Source organism: Agrobacterium sp. CMT1, from assembly GCF_037203725.1.
In the GTDB taxonomy this organism is placed as follows: Bacteria; Pseudomonadota; Alphaproteobacteria; order Rhizobiales; family Rhizobiaceae; genus Agrobacterium; species Agrobacterium pusense.
This window is the reverse complement of the sequence record NZ_JBBCAR010000001.1, coordinates 460,442-483,788: the sequence shown is the minus strand read 5'-3', so window position 1 is coordinate 483,788 and position 23,347 is coordinate 460,442. Positions and strand designations below refer to the sequence as shown.

At 59.0% G+C, this 23,347-nt stretch carries 23 protein-coding genes; 20 read left to right on the top strand and 3 right to left on the bottom strand.

Annotation, left to right across the window (positions count from 1 at the left end):
* The first annotated feature begins 1 nt into the window (after position 1).
* The 14 genes from WA845_RS02500 to WA845_RS02435 all read left to right on the top strand — a co-directional run bounded on the left by WA845_RS02500 (position 2) and on the right by WA845_RS02435 (position 11,496).
* Complete coding sequence (locus WA845_RS02500) at positions 2-1,105, top strand: flagellar hook-associated family protein (protein ID WP_006698186.1); 1,104 nt, start codon at positions 2-4, stop codon at positions 1,103-1,105.
* Between the two features lie 34 nt (positions 1,106-1,139).
* Positions 1,140-1,484, top strand: coding sequence for a flagellar biosynthesis regulator FlaF (gene flaF, locus WA845_RS02495; RefSeq protein ID WP_004440020.1), 345 nt, complete (start codon positions 1,140-1,142; stop codon positions 1,482-1,484).
* Positions 1,481-1,930 carry a flagellar biosynthesis repressor FlbT gene (gene flbT / locus WA845_RS02490; RefSeq protein ID WP_004432543.1) on the top strand — a complete coding sequence of 150 codons (450 nt, stop codon included), beginning with the start codon at positions 1,481-1,483 and terminating at the stop codon, positions 1,928-1,930. Before flaF ends, flbT begins: the two co-directional genes overlap by 4 nt.
* Positions 1,921-2,391 (top strand): flagellar hook assembly protein FlgD, encoded by a 471-nt coding sequence (gene flgD, locus WA845_RS02485; RefSeq protein WP_004440022.1) that lies wholly within the window; start codon positions 1,921-1,923, stop codon positions 2,389-2,391. The genes flbT and flgD overlap by 10 nt, the downstream gene beginning before the upstream one ends.
* A gap of 49 nt (positions 2,392-2,440) precedes the next feature.
* Positions 2,441-2,707, top strand: a complete 267-nt coding sequence (locus tag WA845_RS02480; RefSeq protein ID WP_003515115.1) for a flagellar biosynthetic protein FliQ — start codon at positions 2,441-2,443, stop codon at positions 2,705-2,707.
* A 159-nt stretch (positions 2,708-2,866) separates the two neighbouring features.
* Positions 2,867-4,954 (top strand): flagellar biosynthesis protein FlhA, encoded by a 2,088-nt coding sequence (gene flhA, locus WA845_RS02475; RefSeq protein WP_004440025.1) that lies wholly within the window; start codon positions 2,867-2,869, stop codon positions 4,952-4,954.
* Entirely contained in the window at positions 4,951-5,706 is a 756-nt protein-coding gene (gene fliR / locus WA845_RS02470) for a flagellar biosynthetic protein FliR (protein ID WP_004440028.1), read from the top strand. The genes flhA and fliR overlap by 4 nt, the downstream gene beginning before the upstream one ends.
* A 14-nt stretch (positions 5,707-5,720) precedes the next feature.
* Complete coding sequence (locus WA845_RS02465; RefSeq protein ID WP_004440029.1) at positions 5,721-6,140, top strand: hypothetical protein; 420 nt, start codon at positions 5,721-5,723, stop codon at positions 6,138-6,140.
* 114 nt (positions 6,141-6,254) lie between these two features.
* The gene (locus WA845_RS02460) at positions 6,255-6,812 is read left to right on the top strand and encodes a rod-binding protein (protein WP_006698183.1); all 558 of its coding nucleotides are present in this window, start codon (positions 6,255-6,257) and stop codon (positions 6,810-6,812) included.
* A 29-nt stretch (positions 6,813-6,841) separates the two neighbouring features.
* The gene (locus tag WA845_RS02455) at positions 6,842-7,210 is read left to right on the top strand and encodes a hypothetical protein (protein WP_112556126.1); all 369 of its coding nucleotides are present in this window, start codon (positions 6,842-6,844) and stop codon (positions 7,208-7,210) included.
* Positions 7,210-7,749 carry a flagellar basal body-associated FliL family protein gene (locus tag WA845_RS02450; RefSeq protein ID WP_004440034.1) on the top strand — a complete coding sequence of 180 codons (540 nt, stop codon included), beginning with the start codon at positions 7,210-7,212 and terminating at the stop codon, positions 7,747-7,749. Before WA845_RS02455 ends, WA845_RS02450 begins: the two co-directional genes overlap by 1 nt.
* A 208-nt stretch (positions 7,750-7,957) precedes the next feature.
* Entirely contained in the window at positions 7,958-8,632 is a 675-nt protein-coding gene (locus WA845_RS02445; protein WP_112555824.1) for a WecB/TagA/CpsF family glycosyltransferase, read from the top strand.
* Positions 8,633-8,746: 114 nt separating this feature from the next.
* Positions 8,747-10,519, top strand: coding sequence for a hypothetical protein (locus tag WA845_RS02440; protein ID WP_112555822.1), 1,773 nt, complete (start codon positions 8,747-8,749; stop codon positions 10,517-10,519).
* Between the two features lie 77 nt (positions 10,520-10,596).
* Positions 10,597-11,496: a bifunctional methylenetetrahydrofolate dehydrogenase/methenyltetrahydrofolate cyclohydrolase gene (locus WA845_RS02435; protein ID WP_107340481.1), complete on the top strand. Its 900-nt coding sequence runs from the start codon at positions 10,597-10,599 to the stop codon at positions 11,494-11,496.
* A gap of 18 nt (positions 11,497-11,514) precedes the next feature.
* Here the strand turns inward: WA845_RS02435 and WA845_RS02430 are convergent, their stop codons facing one another.
* Positions 11,515-12,540, bottom strand: coding sequence for a LacI family DNA-binding transcriptional regulator (locus WA845_RS02430; RefSeq protein ID WP_112555820.1), 1,026 nt, complete (start codon positions 12,538-12,540; stop codon positions 11,515-11,517).
* A 274-nt stretch (positions 12,541-12,814) separates the two neighbouring features.
* Here WA845_RS02430 and WA845_RS02425 point away from each other — a divergent pair, with 274 nt between their 5' ends.
* The 6 genes from WA845_RS02425 (at position 12,815) to WA845_RS02400 (ending at position 19,852) form a co-directional block, all read left to right on the top strand.
* Positions 12,815-14,176 carry an extracellular solute-binding protein gene (locus WA845_RS02425; RefSeq protein ID WP_112555818.1) on the top strand — a complete coding sequence of 454 codons (1,362 nt, stop codon included), beginning with the start codon at positions 12,815-12,817 and terminating at the stop codon, positions 14,174-14,176.
* A gap of 105 nt (positions 14,177-14,281) precedes the next feature.
* Positions 14,282-15,295: an ABC transporter permease subunit gene (locus WA845_RS02420; protein ID WP_112555816.1), complete on the top strand. Its 1,014-nt coding sequence runs from the start codon at positions 14,282-14,284 to the stop codon at positions 15,293-15,295.
* Position 15,296: 1 nt separating this feature from the next.
* Entirely contained in the window at positions 15,297-16,457 is a 1,161-nt protein-coding gene (locus WA845_RS02415; RefSeq protein WP_112555814.1) for a carbohydrate ABC transporter permease, read from the top strand.
* A 37-nt stretch (positions 16,458-16,494) separates the two neighbouring features.
* The gene (bglA, locus tag WA845_RS02410; RefSeq protein ID WP_045532802.1) at positions 16,495-18,150 is read left to right on the top strand and encodes a beta-galactosidase BglA; all 1,656 of its coding nucleotides are present in this window, start codon (positions 16,495-16,497) and stop codon (positions 18,148-18,150) included.
* A gap of 20 nt (positions 18,151-18,170) precedes the next feature.
* The gene (locus tag WA845_RS02405) at positions 18,171-19,259 is read left to right on the top strand and encodes an ABC transporter ATP-binding protein (protein ID WP_112555812.1); all 1,089 of its coding nucleotides are present in this window, start codon (positions 18,171-18,173) and stop codon (positions 19,257-19,259) included.
* Between the two features lie 236 nt (positions 19,260-19,495).
* The gene (locus WA845_RS02400; RefSeq protein ID WP_034496014.1) at positions 19,496-19,852 is read left to right on the top strand and encodes a hypothetical protein; all 357 of its coding nucleotides are present in this window, start codon (positions 19,496-19,498) and stop codon (positions 19,850-19,852) included.
* A gap of 20 nt (positions 19,853-19,872) precedes the next feature.
* On the opposite strand, the gene WA845_RS02395 is transcribed toward WA845_RS02400, so the two are convergent.
* Together WA845_RS02395 and edd are read right to left on the bottom strand one after the other, a co-directional pair.
* Positions 19,873-21,237, bottom strand: coding sequence for a metallophosphoesterase (locus WA845_RS02395; protein WP_337322164.1), 1,365 nt, complete (start codon positions 21,235-21,237; stop codon positions 19,873-19,875).
* 218 nt (positions 21,238-21,455) lie between these two features.
* Positions 21,456-23,276, bottom strand: coding sequence for a phosphogluconate dehydratase (gene edd, locus WA845_RS02390; RefSeq protein WP_337322163.1), 1,821 nt, complete (start codon positions 23,274-23,276; stop codon positions 21,456-21,458).
* Between the last annotated feature and the right edge of the window lie 71 nt (positions 23,277-23,347).

Below are 23,347 nucleotides of genomic sequence, written 5' to 3'. Positions count from 1 at the left end.
GATGAAAACGTCATTCATTTCATCGCTGGCGATGCAGAACAGCATGCGCAGCACCATCCTCAAGGCTCAGCTTGAGATGACGAATCTCAATACCGAGCTGACCACGGGCAAGCACGCGGATCTTGGTGTGACGCTGGGTGCCAATACGGCCCGCAGCCTCGATCTCAACAGGGACGTGGAGCGGATTTCCTCGCTCGTCACGGTCAACTCCTTCGCCACACAGCGTCTTGAATCGTCGCAGACCGCGTTGGACGGCATGGCAAAGGCCGCCCAGGAAATCCTCAATGTTCTGGTGCCGAATACGAGCAGCGAGCAGCCCACGCTTGCCACCGTCAACCAGAAAATCACGATCGCCTTCAACAATTTCACCAGCTTTGCCAACACGGCCGTGGATGGTGAGTATCTGTTTTCCGGTACGAATACGGATGTGAAGCCGGTCCAGGACTATTTCGCCGATGGTTCGCCGTTGAAAGCCGCCTATGACGCCGAACTGAACCATTTCATGGCGACACAGACGCCGGCCGTGGGGAGTATCTCGGACCTGTCCAAAGATCAGGTCAACGCCTTCATGACGCATATGGAAGGCGTATTCAACGGTACGACGACTGTAACCAACCCGCCGCACAGCAGTCTCGCTGTGGGACAGAATGTCGATTTCTGGACGAGGTTCGGTTCCAACGCCAGCGATACCAACATGACGAGCCGGATCAGCCAGAACGAAGTGGTCGAAACGTCGACCAACAGCAATTCGCAGGGCATGCGTTACTTCGCGATGACGGCAATCACGGCGATGACCTTCCTCAAGGACAATGTTTCGAGCACGGTCCGCGAGGCGGTCGCCACCCAGTCGGTGACGACTATCGGCAAGGCGATCAGTGGGCTGAACCAGCAGGCAAGCAGTCTTGGCCTTTCGCAGGAGCGCGTCAAAAAGTCGAATGACTCTCTGGCTGCCCAGAAGAAGATCATCGAAACACATCTGTTGGATATCGAGGGGATCGATACCTACGAGGCGAAGACCCGTCTCGATCTGCTGCAGCAGCAGATTGAGATCGCATACAGCCTCACGTCGCGTCTGCAAAAAATGAGTCTGGTGAACTACCTCTGATGAACAGGGGTGGCGGCAGATAAAGGATACATGAATGTACCAGTTTTCCTACGCCGAAATCATGGAGGATGGTGTCGCCAACGCGAAAGACCGCGAGCGACAGGCGTTGACCAAATCGATCGAACTGCTTGCGGAGGCGAAGGACTCCTCTTCTCAGCGGCACACGATCGAAGCGCTTTTTTACACTCGACGGGTCTGGATCCGCTTCATTGAGGATCTCAAGCAGCCGGATAATCAACTGGCCATGGAACTGAGGGCCAATCTGATTTCGATCGCGATCTGGATACTGAAAGAGTGCGAACTGATCCGGAAACGTCAGTCGACGAATTTCCAGGGCATAATTGACGTGACAACCATCATCAGGGATGGACTGAAATGAAAAGTACACTTCGAATTTCGCTGAAGTCGGGCGAAAAGATTTTCATCAACGGCGCAGTTCTGCGTGTGGATCGCAAAGTGGCGCTGGAATTCCTGAACGATGTCACGTTCCTGCTCGAGAACCACGTATTGCAGCCCGACCAGGCTACCACCCCGCTGAGACAGCTTTATTTCATCGCGCAGATGATCCTTATCAATCCGGAGGGGCGGGAACAGTCCACCAACATGTTCCGCAAGTCCGTGAGCATGCTCTTGAATTGCTTCCAGCATGACGAGGTCCTTGCGGAGCTCAAGCGCATCGACGGGCTGGTTGCCTCCGGCAAGGCTTTCGAAGCGCTGAAGGCCATCCGCGGCCTTTACCCGATCGAGGAGAAAATCCTCAACAATCAGGAAATGACCCCTGCAACGATCGAACAGATTCGCAAGGAGATCGCACCATGGCGGTAGATGCAGTCAATGCGGCGGCGGCAAACCCCTGGGCGAATGCCGGGGCGAGCAGCAACGACAAGAACGCGGCCTCGCTGAACTATGACAGCTTCCTGAAGCTCCTCATCGCCCAGATGAAGAACCAGGATCCGACCAGCCCGATGGATGCTGGTCAGCAGATGTCGCAGCTTGCAAGCTTTTCGCAGGTCGAGCAGACCATCAAGACGAACACCCATCTGAAGAGCATGCTGCAGGCCGAAGCACTGACCCGTGCGTCGGATCTGGTCGGCAAGACGGTAAAGAGTGCCGACGATACCGTCACGGGCGTGGTGAAGGAAGTCGAAGTCTATTCAGACGGCGTCGTTGCCATCACCGAAGCTGGTGACAAGGTGCTGCTGCAGGCCGGTGTGACCTTCTCCAACGGCCCGATCACGGATAAATCTGATAGTGGAACCGATTCGGATACGCCAGCTGGTTCCTGATATTGATAAGGCGGTATAATGCCGCCTTTCTGGAACGAGGGATGCGACGATGAACGAGGCCGATGCGCTTGATATCATGCAGGCGGCAGTGTGGACGGTTCTCGTCGCGGCCGGTCCTGCGGTTCTCGCCGCCATGATCGTCGGTGTCGCCATCGCCTTCATTCAGGCCCTGACGCAGGTTCAGGAAATGACGCTGACCTTTGTTCCCAAGATCGTCACGATCATGATTGTCCTCGGCGTTGCCGCCCCCTTTGTGGGCGCGCAGATAGCGCTTTTTTCCAATCTCGTCTTTTCACGCGTGCAATCGGGCTTCTGATATCGATCCGGCCAGGATGCCATCCTCGCGCAAGCTTCGGTGGCTAGGGATAGGTTGAAGCATCGGGCCGAATTGCGTGAGCGATTTCGCGAAACGATGCCGCGGAACCGTGCGGCGGCTTTTCCGTCGCCCTTCTCATGAAGAGACAGGACGAAATTTATGGCGCAACCACCAGTCATTTCCTTGCCCAAGGTCAGTCCGAGCACGCGTGACATCGGCTTCGCACTGGGCATCGTGGCGATCCTCTGCGTTCTGTTCCTGCCCATTCCGGTCGTTCTGGTGGATATCGGCCTGGCGTTTTCCATCGCGCTTTCGGTCCTCATCCTCATGGTGGCGCTATGGATACAACGGCCGCTGGATTTCTCGTCATTCCCGACGGTGCTGCTGATCGCGACCATGATCCGCCTGTCGCTGAACATCGCGACGACGCGCGTCATCCTCTCCCACGGCAATGAGGGTCCGACGGCGGCCGGCGGTGTAATCGCCGGCTTTTCCAGTCTCGTCATGTCAGGCGATTTCGTTATCGGTCTGATCGTCTTCCTGATCCTGATCACCGTCAACTTCATTGTCATCACCAAGGGTGCGACGCGTATCGCTGAAGTCGGCGCACGCTTTACCCTCGACGCCATTCCCGGCAAGCAGATGTCGATCGATGCGGACTTGTCCGCCGGCATCATCGATGAGAAGGAGGCGCAGCGCCGCCGCCGCGAGCTGGAAGAGGAAAGCTCTTTCTTCGGCTCGATGGACGGCGCCTCGAAATTCGTCCGCGGCGATGCGATTGCGGGCCTCATCATCACCGCCATCAACATTTTCGGTGGCATCATCATCGGTTATTTCCGGCACGGCATGCCGATCGGCGAAGCGGCCGATGTTTTCGTCAAGCTTTCCGTCGGTGACGGTATCGTCTCGCAGATTCCGGCCCTCATCGTATCGCTGGCAGCCGGCCTGCTCGTGTCGCGTGGCGGCACGGCGGGGTCCACGGATCAGGCGGTCGTCAATCAGCTCAGCGGTTATCCGCGCGCATTGATGGTTTCCGCCATGTTGATGGGCCTGCTTGCCATTATTCCGGGCCTGCCCTTCCTGCCTTTCATGTTCCTCGGTGGCATCATGGCGTTCGGCAGCTGGTATATTCCGCGCCAGGCTGAAGCCGAAAGCGCGCTTCGTCGCCAGGAGGAGGAGAGCAAGATTCTCCAGACGACAGAGGCGGAAAAAGACTCGGTCAAGCAGGTTCTGAAAACCGCCGAGATCGAGCTGGCGCTCGGCAAACAGGTTTCGACCCGCCTTCTCGGCGCGCATCAGGAACTGGCTTTCCGCGTCGGCAAGATGCGCAAGAAATTCGCAACGCAATACGGTTTCGTCGTGCCGGAGATCAAGGTTTCCGACGACATCATGATCCCGGAGAAGGCCTATCAGATCCGCGTTCACGGCACGACCATCGCATCGAGCAATCTGCGCGTCGGAGATGTTCTCGTCGTGACAGGGGCAGGGCGCAAGCCGAGCATCCCGGGCGACGAAATCCGCGAACCCGCTTTCGGCATGCCGGCCGTATCGATCCTCGAAACCTTCACCGAGGATCTCAAGCGCGAAGGCTTTCATCCGATCGATAACGTCTCCGTTGTACTGACGCATCTGAGCGAAGTCATTCGCAACAATCTGCCGCAGCTTCTGTCCTACAAGGACGTCAAGATACTCATCGACAGGCTGGATCCCGAATATAAGAAGCTCGCCGACGAGATTTGTTCGTCGCACATGTCCTATTCCGGCCTGCAAGCCGTGCTGAAACTGCTGCTTGCCGAACGTGTGTCAATCCGCAACCTGCATCTCATTCTCGAAGCCGTCGCCGAACTTGCGCCGCATGTGCGCAAGACGGAACAGATCGTCGAACATGTGCGGGTGCGCATGTCGCAGCAGCTCTGCGGTGATCTGGCCGACAATGGCGTACTCCGCGTCCTGCGTCTCGGCAACAAGTGGGACATGGTCTTCCATCAGGCGCTGAAGCGCGACCAGAAGGGCGAAATCGTCGAATTCGATATCGATCCCCGCCATCTCGAGGAGTTTTCCGAACAGGCGTCGAAAGTTATCCGTGAATTCATGGATCGCGGCCTGCCCTTTGTGCTTGTAACCTCACCGGAAACGCGGTCCTATGTGCGCATGATTATCGAGCGACTCTTCGCGACCCTGCCGGTTCTCTCGCATGTGGAACTTGCCAAGGGGCTGGAGATCAAGATCCTGGGCGCCATTTCATGATAACCGACCCGCAGGGAACCATTATCGCGTTGTTCCTTGCCATCTGCCGTATCGGCGCCTGTTTCATGACCATGCCGGGCTTTTCCAGCTCGCGCATTTCGCCGCAGATTCGCATGTTGCTGTGTGTGGCTGTGTCCATGGCCCTGTTGCCGGTGTTGTGGGATACGATCTATCCGAAAATTTCCGGCGCGAATCAGGGCACTGTCGTCGGCCTCATCGCCACGGAGATCGCGATCGGTGCGATGTACGGGCTGATCGCGCGCTTTTACACGCTTGGTTTTCAGTTCACCGGCGCCCTTATCGGCGCATCGGTCGGCCTCAGTGCGCCCGGCGGCGCCGATGTCATCGAAGACGCCCAGGAAAACCAGATATCCAACTTCATCACCTTCGGCGGACTGCTGGTACTGTTCATGCTGGATTTTCACCACATCGTCCTCAAGGCCCTTGTGGATTCCTATACCGCCACGCCGGTCGGCGCGCTCATCAGCGGCCAGAAGATGCTGATTACGCTGACCGACACGCTGAGGGCGTCGTTTTCGATCATGCTTCGGCTTGCTAGCCCCTTCGTGATCTATGGTCTGATGTTCAACGTCGCGGTCGGCCTCATCAACAAGCTTGCACCGCAAATCCCCGTCTACTTCATATCGACGCCCTTTGTTCTCGCCGGCGGCATCTTCATGCTCTATCTGTCGGTCGCGGCCCTCATCCGCCAGTTCGTGGATGGCTTCGGCCCGGTCTTCATCGGCTTTTGATCGGGAGAAACGCGGTGGCCTCAGACAAGCGGTCGGAGAAACTCAAGCGTCTGGTCACGGTCCAGCGCCACATGGAAAAAATGGCCGAGGTCGAACTGGCCGACACCACCCGCACGCGAAGCGAGGTGGCGCAATCGATGGACAGCGTGCTGGAAGCCATGAGTTCGATGGAGCCGGTGCATCAGACATTCTCGAGGCATTATTCGGATCGTTACGGCCGTCTGGTCGTCAAGGACCGCCAGCTCTCCGGCGTGCAGCAATTGCAGGAAAACAGGGTGCTCAAAGAAAAAACCAAGGCCGACAGGCTGGAGGACAGGATGCACCTGGCCCGTGATCTCGAGGATCGTGAGGCCGACGACAATGCAATCTATGATTTGTTAGAAATTACGAATGCTTCCCGGACACCAGCCTCCAGCAAGGTTGGCGATTCATAGTCTGCTCCATTGTTGCATCGCGGGCGTTTTTTTGAGGACGCCTAAAGCGATGTTTCTTGATTGGGTGAACGTGCCGGTTCGTGCCGCGCGTTCGTCAGCTCGGGAGATCGGGACGTGGCGATATCGGTTATAAGTGATCTGGTGATGGATGTGGTGCGTGCTGCGGACCCCCAGGAAGTCCAGGTTGCCCAGGAGAAACTCAAGGCCAATAAGGCGGCTTTTGCCGCAACCAGCCTTGCAGATGCCGGCAAGGGCTTTGGCGCCGCGGTGGATATGCTGGATGGCGCCTCCTCGAAGGCGGGCCTTGGCAATACGAATATTCGCGCGGCTCGCACCGAAATTCCTGAAACATATCGCAAATATGAGGCCTCTGTCCTCCAGACCTTCGTAGCCAACATGCTGCCGAAAGACAGCGAGGAAGTTTACGGCAAAGGTAATGCCGGCGAGATCTGGAAGAGCATGATGGCCGAACAGTTTGCCGACACGATCTCCAGAAATGGCGGTGTCGGCATTGCAGAGCAGGCATACAAGGATGCGCTTCGGAAGGCCGAAAGCAAAGGCATAACCGACGTATCGATGAATGAAAAAGACCATAATGCTGCAATTCGGATGGTGGCGGAGTTCGAGCGGCAGGTCCTCGGCGTTTCCAATGAGAAAACGGACGAGGCTTGAGAATGAAAAACCCTAACGAGGAGACAAGCATGGACCTTATGTCGAACGACCACCGTATCCAATCCGTTCTCGGCCGCCTTGAAATGATCATCGACCATGAGAACGACAATATCGGTAAGGACCCGCGGTTCGACTTCAAGGTCTCCAATGCCCATAAGAGCCGGTGCCTTTATGAGCTGACGATGCTGTTAAGGGATACCCCGCGCGAGGAAATCGCTGCCGGTTACATGGAGCAGGTCAAGGGCATCAAGTCCAAGCTCGCCACCAATGCCAGCCGCGTCGAGGCACATCTGAATGCAGTTCGTGCGGTCGCCGACCTCCTGAAGAACGCAATCCAGGAAGCCGACACGGATGGTACCTACTCCCAGGAACAGTTCATGTACGGCGCAGCCTCCTGATGTTGAAGCTTCTTCTCACCGGCGTCTGGGTTTGCGCCGTCACGCTCGGCGCGGTGTATTTCTCCGTCCAGATGGCGACGGCGCCCGCGCCGGATGAGGCGGGCGCAAAAAAGGCCAGCTTGCAACTGGTCAAGGGCGAAAGCATCACCATTCCCGTCATCAATGATGGCGGGGTAAACGGTTATTTCCTAAGCCGTATTTCGCTGCGCGTCGACAAGGACAAGATGGCGAAAATAGAGTTGCCGGCAACCCAGTTGATGACCGATGAGCTGTTCACGCTCCTGGCGGGTTCTTCCATGGTCAACATCGCCAATATCTCTACCTTCGATCCCGACGCCTTCAAGCAGCGCATCCGCGAGGGGCTGAACAAGAGGCTTGATGACGAGGTGGTCGAGGACGTGCTGATCGAGCAACTCGATTATCTGTCCAAAGCCGACATTCGTGAGCAGAACGGGAATGGGACACCCCGTTCCATCAAGATCGTCGAAGGTGAAAAAGCCGACGCCGGCAAGGAAGCGGCCGCCGCGCCAGGCCACTGATAGCGCCGCCCCGCTTCGTGCCTTCGGCATGGCGAGAGGCAAGGGACGGTCGCGTGATCCACGTGGTTAATCATTCCTTTGCGTCGGCCTTGGAATTCTATTGATTGCTTTCAGCGTAAATTCAACCAGCACATGTATAAACGGTCCATGAACCGCGAACCCGCAGAAACCTGCGCGTGACGGGCGGGGCTTGCATCGGGGGCTGGGTATGAACGTAACGACGGGTTTTGCACGACCGGGACAGCAGCGGGACATTTACGGGCTGCACTTCTGCGACCTCGACTGGAACGCAGCGCTGGAACATGTGAGCGACAGGGCTTCCGCCTCTGAGGGCCACACGTCGCTCTCATTTCTCACCCTTGAAAAGGCAAAGCTTTCACTCAAGGACATCGGCTATCGGCAGGTCCTCGAAAGCTGCCTGCTTTTCCCGCAGGGCAAGGCGTTGAACGCTGCCGCGCGGCGCGCACATGGGGAGCCTCTGCCGGTCGTGATCGATGGCGTTGCCTTTGTCATGGCGCTCCTCACCTATATGGCAGTACCGAAACGGATCGGCGTTGCGGGTGACGATGCAGCCCAGCTCGGTGTCGTTCTTACGAAGCTGCGTAGCCATGCGCCCTGGCACGACTTCGTCATGCTGAGCGGCGAGACGTCCGGCGTGAAAGTGGATATGCTGCTGGCGGGAATGACGAAGGAAAATCAGGAGATGTGGCTGCATCGCACCGTCAACCGCGAGGACGCGCGAGTCGCCATCGCAGTCGGGCCGCTTTTCAAGATATTATCGTCCGAAGTGGCAGGCATGCCTGAAATCTTCCGCAGGCTGCATATGAGCTGGCTTTACAGCCTTTGCGCCGAACCCTGGCATATCGCCCTCGGCAAGGGCTGAGGCGAGTTCGGCGAAGGTCCGTTAACCATTTGTTTGCCACGATCCTTTAACCTCTCGTAAGGTTTTGACAGCTGTCCGTCCGCGGGCGGCGGCGAAGGTGGCAGACGGCTTCAGATGGTTGATCACAGTCCAGATATGACGGCGACCCGCCCGGAAGGGGATGAGATTGCCGCGCCCGCGTCGCAGTGGCGCAGGCATTGTCTTCGGCTTTTGACCGCCGGATGCGTCGCGGCCGCCACGGTAACCGGCGCAGCCCTGCCGCTGCTGCTCGTTGATTCCGGTTTTCGCGGCTATGTTTCGCAGGCGCAGATCGAGGTATCACAGACCGCTTATGATGCACCAGATGCGACCCGCTTTCTGGCGATGGCGCGGCGCACCCTGCTTTCACCTGGCGGGCTGGACCGGATCAGCAGCGATCTCAAGCTGAAGCCTGCCGATCTGGTCGGCGTTCGCAAGCAGGGTGAATTTCACCTGCTTGTCGATCTTCTGACCGGCGCGGATGCGCGTCCGCTCTCCCCGCGTGAGGCGCTTAACAGCGCGGTCGGAGATGGGATAGGGCTTGAACTGTCGCCCGACGAGACGACGCTGATCGTGACTTCAAGGGCTGCGACGCCAGAAGCGGCCATGCGGCTTACCGACTATCTTTCGATGCGTATCATGGCGGACGGCAAGGCCGGTACCATGACGCCCGCCATGCGGGAGATGGAGCGGGCGCGGACAAGGATGGACGAGGCCGAGGCGGCGCTAAGCGGTTTCCAGATGCGCCATGGCGATGCGGTGACCGAGGTGCAGCAGCTCGAGCAGCAATTGCGTGACGTGAACGACAGAATCACCGCGGCGACCCGACAACAGCAGTCGCTGCAGGCGGATCTGGCGGCGGCTTCGGCCCTGAAACCCAACGATCTGTTCTCCAAACCGCTTCCCTCCGGCATCGCCTTTTCTGCACTCGAGGATATCAGGCAGAAACATGCCGCCGCCAGTATGGCGCTTTCCAGCATCTCGGTCGATTACGGCCCGAAACATCCCCGACACATCGCCGCGCGGAACGCGGTGGATGCCGTACAGGCACTCGCTGCTCCAGCATTGCGCCAACTGCTCGACGCACTGCGAGCGGACGAGAAGCGCCTCGCTGAGGAGATCGCCGATGCTGAAGCCGAGCAGAAAAAGAACCTTGATCGCCTGAATGGTCTCGGTGTTGCTCCGGGAGAGTTCTCCAGACTGCAGGGGGAGCTCGAAACGGCGAGAAACATCTATCTGGAGGCGAGCGAACGCCGCGATCTCTCCTCTGCTGCGACGCCTGCCCTTGAGACCCGCCTCGCGAAAAAGGCAGGTCCGGGAGAACTATCGCGTGATCTCGCCCAGGCCGCCATGATGGCGGGCGGCGGCGGCCTGATCGGATTGCTGGGCAGTCTCTATCTTCTGACGTACCGTCGCCATGACGAGGAAGAGCAGGATGCCTCCGCCTTCGAACCGGAAGCGGCAATCCGGCTCCCCGAGGAGGAACCCGCGCAATTTTCGGAATTCGAGCCAATCGAACCGGCTGTGTTCGAAGATCTGCAATCTCCTGATGCCGAAACGGCCGGCTTGGATGCTGGCCACGACGAGGAGAGCTTCGCCGATTATTACGGCGGTGCGGTTAACGACGATGAGCGCATGCCGCTCGACGAGCGTGTAAGGCAGGTTCTGATGGGCAACCGCACGGTTGGGATCGCCGGTCAGGCACCGTCCGCGCTGCCGCCGCTGCTGGCTGATGCGCTTGCCGGCCATGCCGATCATGCCCAGGCGGAAGCGGAGGAGCTGATGGAATTGCGACGGGAATTGGCGCTCCTGAGGGAGCGTCTCGTCGATTATGCCGACCACCAAGAAGACTACCGCAAAACCGCCTGAAAACGCCGCATTTTAGCTTGCATTCCTGCGACGGGGGCACCATACGGAGCCTACGTAACCCATGAGGAGCAGGACGCATGGCAGTTGTGATTGACGGGAAGGCGAAGGCGGCCTCGGTAACGGAGGCGGTCCGCGCATCGGCAGAAGCGCTTGAGGCGAAAAAGGGCGTCAAGCCCGGTCTCGCGGTCGTCATCGTCGGTAATGATCCGGCCAGCCACGCTTATGTGAACTCCAAGAGCAAGATGGCCAAGCAATGCGGGTTCAACTCCATCCAGCACACGCTGCCGGAGGAGACCACACAGGCTGACCTCCTGAAGCTGGTCGGTGAACTGAATGCCGACACCTCCATCCACGGCATTCTGGTTCAGCTGCCGCTGCCGAAACATTTCAATTCCGATGAAATCATCCAGTCGATCCTGCCCGAGAAGGATGTCGACGGCCTCAGCGTGCTAAATGCCGGCAAGCTCGCGACCGGCGATCTTGCCACCGGTCTCATTTCCTGCACGCCCGCAGGCGCCATGCTTCTGGTGCGCGGCATTCACGGAGACGACCTTTCCGGCCTGAACGCCGTTGTCATCGGCCGCTCCAACCTGTTCGGCAAGCCCATGGGCCAGCTCCTGCTCAATGCCAACGCCACTGTGACGATGGCGCATTCGCGCACCAAGGATCTGGCCGGCATCTGCAAGACGGCGGATATTCTGGTGGCGGCGGTTGGCCGCGCGGCGATGGTGAAGGGTGACTGGGTGAAATCCGGCGCGACCGTCATCGACGTCGGCATCAACCGCATTCCCGCACCCGAAAAGGGTGAAGGCAAGACGAAGCTGGTGGGCGACGTCGCCTATGATGAAGCAAGCGCCGTTGCCGCGGCCATCACCCCTGTTCCCGGTGGTGTCGGCCCGATGACGATCGCGATGCTGATGGCCAACACCGTCATCGCCGCTCATCGCGCCGAAGGCCTGGCGGCACCGAAGTTCTAGGCGGTTGAAACCGGCCGGCTACGCTTTCGGAGCCGGCCCCGTCGAGGCACGCACCACCAGTTCCGCCTTCCAGAGTTCCTGATAGGGCTCCGTCTGGTCGTTCTTGATGTGATTGATCAGGCGCTGGCCCACGCGGACGCCTGCCGCTCTCAGCGACGAGCGCGTGGTGGTGAGCGGCACGGAAAAATTATCGGGTTTCAAAAGCGGCAGCACATCGTCATGGGCGATGAGGGAAATATCCTTGCCGGGTTTCAGGCCTCGCTGGTTGAGCGAGCGGATCGCGCCGAGTGCGAGCGCGGTACTGGCACAGAGAATGGCGGTCGGTTTCTCCGGGCGTGAAAGCAGGGCCTCCATGCCGAGATAACCTTCCTCGTCGGTCATGCTGCCGTGTCTCTTATTGCTTGCATGCAAGGCCAGGCCGTTTGCCGCCAGCGCCTTTTCCACCCCAAGACAGCGCCGGTAGGTGAAATCATAGCCTTCCGGACCGTTCAGCAGCCCGATGCGCGTATGGCCAAGCTGAAGCAGAAGCTGGGTCGCATCACGGAAGGCGCCTTCATTGTCCACGTCGAGATAGGGATAATCCTCCTCCACGCCGATGGAGCGGCCATGCACGAGGAAGGGCAGGGAAAGCGACTGCATCATGGCGATGCGTGGATCGTTATTCTTCATATAAGCGAGATAGATGCCGTCGACGCTGCCGCTAGCGGCGAGCCCGCGAAGGGCTTCGCGTTCCTTTTCCGGCTCGGTGGGCATGATGACGAGATGAAAGCCGCTACGCGAGGCTTCCTCACCAAGACCGCTCAGGAATTCGCCGAAATGCACATCCGAACGGTGATGTTCGCCAATCGGCATCACGAGCCCAATGGAGCCGACCTTGCCGGTTGCCAGCCGCTGTGCCGCGGCATTGGGGCGATATCCCGTCTTCTCCGCGGCTTCCATGACGCGGCGGCGCGTTTCCGCGCTGACCTCGGGATAGCCGTTCAGCGCCCTGCTGATGGTCGTCTGCGAAATGCCCAGCAGTTGCGACAGCTGTTTCAGGTTCATGTCTGTCATTCCTCCATGCGCGCGCCCGGAAAAGGCCAAAAGCCACTCCTCATTTTCCCAAAGCGCTTTAGATTTTTAACAGCCCCATCCGCTTTTCTCAATCGAAAATGATAGCCGCCTTCCTAAATCGATATGACTATTTCGAAGGTTAGGCAGCGTTTCCGAATAAAGAGCCTCTTGACTCCATCTTGATGACAATGAGATGAATAGGCAGCCAAAGCGCTTTGATTGGAGAGGACGCTTTGAGCCTTTTATGTGATGGGAGGTAAATCACATGCGGAAGACCCTTTTGGCGACGGCTGCTTCAATCGTGCTGCTGTCGGGTTCGGCCTTTGCCGCCGATCTGAAATTCGCGCCGGGCCAGGACGCCAAGTTCAACTGGAAAAGCTACGAAGACTTCAAGGCGGCCCATGCTGACCTTAAAGGCCAGACGCTGACGATTTTCGGCCCGTGGCGTGGTGAGGACGAGGCTTTGTTCCAGTCCGTACTCGCCTATTTTGCTGACGCGACGGGCGTGAATGTCCGTTATTCCTCGTCGGAAAACTACGAGCAGCAGATCGTCATCGACACACAGGCCGGCTCGCCGCCCAATATTGCCATTTTGCCGCAGCCTGGCCTTCTCGCCGATCTCGCCGCCAAGGGTTTTCTTGTGCCGCTCGGCGACGACACGGCCAAATGGGTCGAGGAAAATTACGGCGCGGGTAAATCCTGGGTCGATCTCGGCAGTTATAAGGGCAAGGACGGCAACAAGGCCTATTTCGCTTTCCCCTTCAAGGCCGACGTGAAGTCGCTCGTCTGGTATGTTCCCGAGAATTTCGAGGAAGCGGGATATAAAGTTCCCGAGAGCTTGGAAGACCTGCTCAAGCTCACCGATCAGATCGTCGCTGATGGCGGCACGCCCTGGTGCATTGGTCTTGGCTCCGGTGGTGCGACCGGCTGGCCTGCAACCGACTGGGTGGAAGACCTGATGCTGCGGACGCAGCCGCTGGATGTCTACCAGAAGTGGACGACCAACGAGGTAAAATTCACCGATCCGGCCGTGGTTGCCGCGATCAACGAATTCGGCAAATTCGCCAAGAACGAAAAATATGTGAGTGGCGGCGTTGCGGCCGTAGCCTCCACCGACTTCCGCGACAGCCCCAAGGGCCTCTTCGACATTCCGCCGAAGTGCTACCTGCACCATCAGGCATCGTTCATTCCCTCCTTCTTCCCTGAGGGCACCAAGGTCGGAACGGATGCGGATTTCTTTTACATGCCGACCTATGCCTCAAAGCCTGACCTCGGCAAGCCGGTTCTCGGTGCCGGCACGCTCGTCACCATCACTAAGGAAGCGCCCGCTGCCAAGGCATTCGTACAATTCCTGCAGACGCCGATCGCCCATGAAGTGTGGATGGCGCAGTCCAGCTTCCTGACGCCGTACAAGGGTGTGAACGTCGAAACCTATGCCAATGAGCAGATGAAGCGTCAGGGTGAAATCCTGACCACCGCGACGACCTTCGGTTTTGACGGTTCCGACCTGATGCCTGGCAAGATCGGCGCCGGCGCTTTCTGGACCGGCATGATCGATTTCGTCGGTGGCAAGTCTGCCGATCAGGTCGCCGCCGATATCCAGAAGGCCTGGGACGGCCTGAAGTAACACGGATTAAGACGAGGCCTGGCGGCTCGCTGCCGGGCCTCTTCCGCAGGAACGGCCCGACAGCCGCATAAATCAACGCGGCGCGGAGAGGATCAGGGAGGGAACATGGCTCAACAACTGGTGTCCGCCATCGGCGTCATGGTAGCGGGCGTTTTTGCCTGTGCTGCCTATTACTGGCTATCCGACAAGGCGTTGCAGGCAATCTTTCCAGTCCGCTCGGGAGACGTCATTCACGCATCCCGCAATCTCAATCGCCGTGCCGCCGTCCGGCCTTGGCTGTTCATCGGCCCGGCGCTGATCCTGTTGCTCGTCTATCTTGTGTATCCCGTCATAGCGACGCTGATCCTCTCCTTTTACGACCGGACGGGCAGTGAATTCGTCGGTCTCGCCAATTATCGCTGGGCGTTTTTCGACGCCGGTTTCCGCCAGTCGATCTTTAACAACATTCTCTGGCTCGCCGTCGTGCCGGCCGCCTGCACCTTCTTTGGCCTCGTCATCGCCGTCATGACGGACCGCATCTGGTGGGGCAACATCGCCAAGTCCATCGTCTTCATGCCGATGGCGATCTCCTTCGTCGGCGCTTCCGTCATCTGGAAGTTCATCTATGAATACCGCGCCGAAGGTCAGGTGCAGATCGGCCTGCTGAACGCCATCGTCGAGTTTTTCGGTGGCAATCCGCAGGTCTGGATTTCCATGCCCTTCTGGAACAACTTCTTCCTGATGGTCATCCTCATCTGGATACAGACCGGTTTCGCCATGGTCATCCTGTCGGCGGCGTTGCGCGGTATTCCGGAAGAAACCATCGAGGCGGCTGTCATCGATGGCGCCAATGGCTGGCAGATCTTCTGGAAGATCATGGTTCCGCAGATCTGGGGCACTATCGCCGTCGTCTGGACGACCATCACCATTCTCGTGCTGAAGGTCTTCGATATCGTGCTGACCATGACCAACGGGCAATGGAACACCATGGTTCTCGCCAATCTCATGTTCGACTGGATGTTCCGCGGCGGCGGTGATAGCGGCCGAAGTGCTGTTATCGCGCTCATCATCATGGGGGCCGTCACCCCGATCATGGTCTGGAACATCCGCCAGGCAAACCGCGAGATGGAGGGCCGCTGAGATGGATATTGTCAAACGCCTCCGCCGCGTCGGCCTGCCGCGGCTCATCGTTCACGCCAGCGTTCTGATCGTCGTGCTGCTCTGGCTCTTGCCAACGCTCGGCATTCTCGTGAGTTCGCTGCGCGACAAGGATCAGATCACGGTGTCGGGCTGGTGGACCGCTTTTTCGAGCTCCGAACAAACGCAAGCCGTTCGTCTGGCCGATGCCTCGGCTCAGAAGCAGAATGGCAGCCGCTACGTCATATCAGGCAATGTCTTCGAAAACGGTCAGGGCGGAAAGGTTGCGGCCTTCGGTGTGCGCGTGCAGGAGCCGACAGCTTTCAAGGCAGGTGAAGCCGCTGACATCGGCGATGGCGAGACGCTGCTTATCAATGAAGATGGCACTTACGAATATAGCAAAGCCGCAAGCTTCGAGGGTTCGCGCGGCAAGCGCGTCTACATCTCTGTCGCAACGCCGCCCGTCTTCACCCTCGACAACTACCGTACGGTTCTAACATCGGAAGGCATCGGCCAGTCCTTCGTCAACTCGCTGACGGTCGCCGTACCTGCAACCGTCATCCCTATACTCATCGCCGCCTTTGCCGCCTATGCCCTGTCATGGATGAGCTTTTCCGGCCGCAATCTGCTGATCGCCATGGTGGTGGGCCTGATCGTCGTGCCGTTGCAGATGTCGCTGATCCCGCTTCTGAGACTGTACAATGAAATTGGCACCATCTTCGGCGTGCCATCCAAGACCTATGCCGGTATCTGGCTGGCGCACACCGCCTTCGGACTGCCGCTCGCCATCTATCTGCTGCGCAACTACATTTCCGGCCTGCCGAAAGAGATCATCGAAAGCGCCCGTGTCGATGGCGCCAGCGATTTCGAAATCTTCGTCAAGATCATCCTGCCGCTCTCTTTCCCGGCACTCGCTTCCTTCGCCATCTTCCAGTTCCTGTGGACCTGGAACGACCTGCTTGTCGCCATGGTGTTCCTCGGCACACAGAAGGATGAGCTGGTGCTGACGGGCGCGCTTAACGCGCTGCTCGGCTCGCGCGGCGGCAACTGGGAGATTCTTACCGCCTCGGCCTTCGTCACCATCGTCGTGCCGCTCGGCGTCTTCTTCGCTCTTCAACGTTATCTCGTGCGTGGCCTGCTGGCAGGCTCCGTCAAGGGAGGCTGATCATTCCATGAACGCCCATACCACACAGGACACTTCCATGACCGCTTCGGTGACTTCCGCTTTGACGCCCAACAAGGACTGGTGGCGCGGCGCTGTTATCTATCAGATCTATCCGCGCTCCTATCAGGACTCCAATGGCGACGGCATCGGCGATCTCAAGGGTATTACCGATCGCCTCCATCACATCGCAGGCCTCGGTGCCGATGCGATCTGGATTTCGCCCTTCTTCACCTCGCCGATGAAGGATTTTGGATACGACGTCTCGAATTATGTCGATGTCGACCCGATGTTCGGCACGCTAGCCGATTTCGACGGGCTGATCGCCGAAGCCCACCGTCTCGGCATCCGCGTCATGATCGATCTCGTTCTGTCGCACACCTCGGACCAGCATCCCTGGTTCGTGGAAAGCCGCGCCAGCCGCAACAATGCAAAATCCGACTGGTATGTCTGGTCGGACAGCAAGCCGGATGGCACGCCGCCCAATAACTGGCTGTCGATTTTCGGCGGCTCGGGCTGGCAGTGGGATCCGACCCGCATGCAATATTACATGCACAACTTTCTGACCTCGCAGCCGGACCTCAACCTGCATAATCCGGAGGTTCAGGAAGAGCTGCTGAATATCACACGCTTCTGGCTGAAGCGCGGCGTCGATGGTTTCCGCCTCGACACCATCAACTTCTATTTCCACGACCTTGAGCTGCGCGATAATCCGGCGCTGGCGCCGGAGCGCCGCAATGCCTCCACCGCGCCTGCGGTCAATCCCTATAACTTCCAGGAGCATCTCTACGACAAGAACCGCCCGGAAAACATCGCCTTCCTGAAGCGCTTCCGCGCCGTACTGGACGAATTCCCTGATATCGCCGCCGTCGGCGAAGTGGGCGACAGCCAGCGTGGCCTCGAAATCGTCGGCGAATACACCTCCGGCGATGACAAGATGCAGATGTGCTACGCCTTTGAATTCCTCGCGCCCGATGCGCTGACCCCGCAGCGTGTTGCCGATGTACAGGCGGATTTTGCGAGAGCTGCACCGGAAGGCTGGGCCTGCTGGGCTTTCTCCAACCATGATGTCGTGCGCCATGTCAGCCGCTGGGGCGAACATGTCGAGGACAAGGATGCTTTCGCGAAGGTGCTGTCGGCACTTCTCATGACCCAGCGCGGTTCCGTCTGCATCTATGAGGGCGAAGAACTCGGCCTCACCGAAGCCGATATCGCTTTCGAAGATTTGCAGGATCCTTACGGCATTCAGTTCTGGCCTGAATTCAAGGGCCGCGACGGTTGCCGTACGCCGATGGTATGGGACGCCGGCCATGCGCAGGCCGGGTTCTCGACGGCCGACAAGACGTGGCTGCCGATTCCCACCGAGCACAAGCAGCGCGCCGTGAGCGCCCAGCAGGGCAATGAGGCTTCGGTGCTGGAGCATTACCGCCGCTTCCTCGCGTTCCGCAGGCAGCATCCGGCTTTCGCAAAGGGCGGCATCGAATTTCAGCCCGTGCAGGGTGAGGTGTTGAGCTATACCCGCAAGCTGGGCAACGAAACCGTTCTTTGCGTCTTTAACTTGTCAGCGACGCCAGCAGAGGCCACGCTGCCGGAAGGGAACTGGGAGGTTCTTGAAGGCCATGGCTTTGCAAGCGGACTGAAGGGCAGAAGCGTCGAACTTCCGGCATGGGGCGCTTTCTTCGCCCGTTACGCCTGACAGATGAGGGAGGAACACCCATGACAAGTCTCGTTCTCAAGGATATCCGTAAATCATACGGACAGGTGAAGGTGCTGCACGGCATCGATCTCGATATCGAACAGGGCGAATTCATCGTTTTTGTTGGCCCCTCCGGCTGCGGAAAATCGACCCTGCTGCGCATGATCGCCGGGCTGGAGGAAATCACCGGCGGCGAGATGTATATTGACGGCCAGCTTGTCAACGAAATCCCGCCTTCGCGTCGGGGCATCGCCATGGTGTTCCAGTCCTATGCCCTTTATCCGCACATGACTGTCTACGACAACATGGCCTTCGGCATGAAGATTGCCAGGGAAAGCAAGCAGGAGATCGACCGCCGCGTTCGCGCCGCCGCCGAAATCCTGCAGCTCACGCAATATCTGGAGCGATTGCCAAAGGCGCTGTCCGGCGGCCAGCGTCAGCGTGTCGCCATCGGTCGCGCGATCTGCCGCAACCCCAAGGTCTTCCTGTTCGATGAGCCGCTCTCGAACCTCGATGCGGCTCTGCGTGTCGCCACGCGCATCGAAATCGCCAAGCTCAACGAGCAGATGGCCGATACAACGATGATCTACGTTACCCACGACCAGGTGGAGGCGATGACGCTCGCTGACCGCATCGTCGTTTTGAACGCGGGGCGGGTGGAGCAGGTCGGCGCGCCGCTCGAGCTTTATGAGAGGCCGGCCAATCTTTTCGTGGCGCGTTTCATCGGCTCGCCCGCCATGAATATTATCGGTGCGAAAGTGACCGGCACGGGTGAACGGACCTCCATCGAACTTGCCGGCGGCAAGACATTGGTCGTCGATGTTCCCACATCCGCATCTGAGCAGGGCAAGGCCGCAAGCTTTGGCGTTCGGCCGGAAGACCTGAGCATCGCGACGGGCGACGACTATCTATTCGAGGGAAAAGTCGCGATCGTGGAGGCCCTGGGTGAGGTGACCCTGCTTTATCTCGAAGCGCCCAAGGGCCAGGAGCCGATCATCGTAAAGGTGCCGGGCATTGTTTCCGTGGGTAAGGGTGAAACCCTGCGCTTTTCCGCCCTACAGGAGAAGCTTCATCTTTTCGATGCGGAAGGCAAAGCCTACCGCAAGTAAACGGTGGCGATACTGAAACAAGCCCCGGAACTGTCCGTTCCGGGGCTTTTTACTGCTTATCAGCCGTGTGGAAAAACGTCGGAAATGTTCCGCTTCGTCCTGTTTAAGCTGACGCTGATATGAATTGTTAAAGACTATGGCCTAGTCTCGTCCTATTGGTAAGCATTGGGAGTTCGGGCGTGCAGAGCGGTGCGGGTGTCATCAGAAATCATTATCTGAGCAAGGAAGAGTCCTTCATGTATGACCGCGAAAGCCGGTTCCGCATGGAAGACACCATGAACGCGGCGCGCATCGAATATACCGAAAAGGCCGTGATGCACATGGCGGCACGCCGCTGCGACGTCATTCGCATCTCCCAGACAGAGGCCGTGCTGGCGCTACTGACCAAATACAACCTGCCGAACCAGTTCTATCTCGATATCCCCGATGCCCGCATCACCAAGATCGGCTGCGTGATGTTGCGCGTCAACGCCAACAACACCATCCATGTCCGCTTCCTGCGGATGCTGACGCAGAAGGAGCTGGATCGAATTTTCGTGTTCAGCACGCACCCGGCCCACAAGGACCGCAAGCTGGATATCCGGTCGTTCTAAGACCTCGACGATTTGCGGCTTTAGGAAAGCCCGCCCAGAACGGTCTGCTTCAGCTTCACATCCGGCACTTCGATGAAGGCGAGATCGCTGCGGCCGAAATAGGATTTCTGGTTGGTAGCGGACCAGTCGTTGCAGACCAGTTTGTAACGGCCTTTCTTCTCCGGCTTTTCCGGCATGGCGTAGAGATAGTCGCCCGTGCGTGCGGCGAGCGGAATGTTGCTGTCCTGATTGCATCGCTTGAGGATTTGGACGAGCGTTTCGCTGTCCACTTCGGTCACCATCAGCTTGCCGTCGAAGCGCAGCGAGGCGTTGAAATCATAACGGCGGATATCGCCTGCAGGCAGGCCTGCGCCGAAAGAGGTGTGGCCGATGAAACCGACATCGGCGCCGGTCTTCGCGGCGATCAGATGCGCCACATGGCGCCCTGCTTCGTCGACGGTCATCGCCTTGGCGGCCTTGCCGACAACTTCCCGTTCTTCTGCGGTCAGGTGCTTTTCAAGCGTCTGTTCGATGAGGGTCTTGAGAGCCGGCGAGGCGGGAGCATCACGATGGATGGTGACCGTCTCAATGGCGGCGGCCTTGCCGGGACCGGTAATTGTCGCGACCGTCATGGAGGTGCACCAGGAGCCGGTGTGGACATAACGCGTCGCACCCTCTTCGTGCACGAAATTAAGGTGATCATGGCCGCCCACCACCAGCGTGCCGTCAGGCAGCACCGGCAGAATATCGAGGTCGGCGACAACGCCGGCGTGGCTCAGAACAATATTGATCGCATCCGCTTTGACGATTTCGGGCAGATTGGCCTTCGCCCATTCCACCGGCTGCGGAATGTCCAGCATCTCGCGCGTCGCCTTCGGATAGGTATTGATCGCATTGGTCGCGAGGCCCGCGACAATGACCTCCCGTTCGCCGGCCTTCACCGCGGCACTGGACGGCGCATAGGGGTTGCCACTTCGCTTGTCGATGATGTTGGAAAGCACGGTGATGCCGAGGGCTTGAGCACGGCTGACGAAATTGGCGAGGTCATTGTCAATATCGGGCTCATGATTGCCGATATTGATGACTGTGGGGGCAAGCTTGGCGAGCGCCGCAAGGAAGGTCCATTCGATTTCGCCGGCCGAACGTGTGGCCACCGCGTTGCCGAGTTCGAAAAGGTCGCCATTTAGCAGGATGATGTGGGGCGCCTTGTCGGCCGCGATACGCGTTTCGATGGCCGCGAGAAGCTGGCCGATACGCTCATAGGCCGAATGCAGATCGGAGATGACGATGGCACGCAGGGCTACATCCTGCGCCGTTGCCGGCATGGCCGCTGCCATCAGCGGCAGCATGGCGGTGCCCGCCATAAGCTTCAGCACATCGCGGCGGTTGCTTGAAAAAATCGTCATGTCATGCCCCATTATTCGAAACTGCGCCGTCATCCCACGGCTGGTCGGGAACGCCTTAAGAGGCGATCATCACAGCCGCATGACAAGTTTGGCGTTTAAGGCATGGGAAATAAAGCTGTTTCTGCGTCCGCCCGTCCCGGGCGTGAAAGTGCGGTGGGACGATGCCGCAGAGCGGGGTTTAAAGACGAAAGCCGCATCCAGCCTTCGCCTTTTGGAAATCAATGAAACAGGACGCTGGCACCTTGATCGGCAGGACCGGCATTACGGCGGAAGGGGGCGAAAAGTTCGCGGCCCATGCCCCATTCATTGCCGGAGAGATCGGCGCGCGCCGGTTCGCGTTTTGACAGTTCGGCGGCGGACACCAGCACTTCGAGCGATCCGGAAACGGCGTCGAGACGGATGATATCGCCATCGCGGATGAGCGAGATCGGCCCGCAATCGGAAGCCTCAGGCGTAACATGGATCGCGGCCGGCACCTTGCCGGATGCGCCGGACATGCGCCCGTCCGTCACAAGCGCCACCTTGAAGCCGCGGTCCTGCAGCACGCTGAGCGGCGGTGTCAGGCGGTGTAGCTCAGGCATGCCATTCGCCTTCGGCCCCTGGAAGCGGACGACCGCAATGAAGTCGCGGTTAAGCTTGCCTTCCTTGAAGGCGTCCTGAAGCTCCTGCTGGTCGTGGAAAACAATCGCGGGCGCTTCGATGATATGGCGCTCCGGCTTGACGGCGGAAATCTTGATGACGGATTTGCCGAGATTACCGGTCAGCATCTTGAGACCGCCGGTGGGCTGGAACGGTGTTTCGATGCTGGAAAGCACCTTCGGATCGTGGCTCTGCTCGGGGGAGGGCTGGCGGGTGACCGCGCCCTTCTCGTCCAGTAGTGCATCCACGGTGTAGGCGGCCAGACCCTGTCCGAAGACGGTGCGCACATCGTCATGCACGAAGCCCTGTTTCAGGAGCTGCTTGATGAGGAAGCCCATGCCGCCTGCAGCGTGGAAATGGTTCACATCGGCCAGCCCGTTGGGATAAACGCGGGCCAGCAGCGGCACGATGTCAGAGAGATCGGAAATATCCTGCCATGTGAGGATGATGCCTGCGGCGCGCGCCATGGCGATCAGATGCATGGTGTGATTGGTGGAACCACCGGTCGCATGCAGACCCACGACGCCGTTGACGATGGATCGTTCGTCGATCATCTCGCCAGCGGGAGTGAATTCGTTGCCCTGCGCGGTGATGGCGAGCGCTCTCTTGGTAGCCTCGCGGGTCAGCGCGTCACGCAATGGCGTGCCGGGATTGATGAAGGAGGAGCCAGGCATATGAAAGCCCATGATCTCCATCAGCATCTGGTTGGAATTGGCGGTGCCGTAGAAGGTGCAGGTTCCGGGACCGTGGTAAGATTTGGATTCCGCTTCCAGCAGCTCCGCGCGACCGACCTTGCCTTCGGCGTAAAGCTGGCGAATACGTGACTTCTCGTCATTCGGCAGGCCTGATGTCATCGGACCGGCAGGAATGAAGACCGCGGGCAGGTGACCGAAGGCGAGTGCGGCGATCACGAGGCCGGGCACGATCTTGTCGCACACGCCGAGATAGAGGGCCGCATCGAACATGTTGTGCGAGAGGCCGATCCCCGCAGCCATGGCGATGGCATCGCGGGAAAACAGCGAAAGCTCCATGCCGGGCTGCCCTTGGGTGACGCCGTCACACATGGCAGGCACAGCGCCGGCAACCTGAGCGATACCGCCCGCTTCCTTGGCTGCATCGCGGATGATGGCCGGGAAGGTCTCATAGGGCTGGTGCGCCGAGAGCATGTCGTTATAGGCGGTGATGATGCCGAGATTGGGAACCCGGTCGCCGGCAAGGATGTCCTTGTCGGCGGGGGAACAGACCGCAAACCCGTGTGCAAGATTGCCGCAGGAAAGCACGGAACGGTGAACGCCTTTTGAGACCTGCAGCCGCAGCCGCTCGAGATAGGTCTCGCGATAGGGCTTGGAACGTTCGACGATGCGGGCGGTGATGGCCTGAATGCGGGAATCGGCGGACATGGGCGTTCATCCTGTTCGTTGGTCGACAGCCGGCGTTCCGGGAGGCGAATGCCGGTTGTCGTGTTTCAGTC